The organism is Jeotgalibacillus marinus, from assembly GCF_040801915.1.
In the GTDB taxonomy this organism is placed as follows: domain Bacteria; phylum Bacillota; class Bacilli; order Bacillales; family Jeotgalibacillaceae; genus Jeotgalibacillus; species Jeotgalibacillus marinus.
Genome location: NZ_JBFMIA010000275.1, coordinates 1 through 240, shown reverse-complemented (window position 1 = coordinate 240; position 240 = coordinate 1). Strand labels below are relative to the sequence as shown.

Genomic DNA, 240 nt, shown 5'->3' with positions numbered 1-240 from the left:
GGAAAGAGGAGGAAAGAAGAGAAAAGGGGAGGGGAAAAAGAAAGGAAAGGGAAGGGGGAAAAAAAGGGAGAGAGGAAGAGAAAGGAGGAAAGGAGAAGGGAAGGGGGAAAAGGAGAAAGAAAGGAAAAGAAAGGAAGAAGGGGAGGAGAAGGAAGGAGAGGAAGAAGGAAGGGAGAGGAGGGAGAGAAAGAAAAAAGGGAGGGAAAGAAGAAAGGGGAAAGGGAAAGAGGAGGGGGAAAT

The 240-nt window shown here is 47.9% G+C and carries 1 protein-coding gene; it reads left to right on the top strand.

Annotation, left to right across the window (positions count from 1 at the left end):
* Positions 1-240 (top strand): hypothetical protein (locus AB1471_RS19145; protein ID WP_367781053.1); only part of this gene is annotated, 240 nt, incomplete at both ends.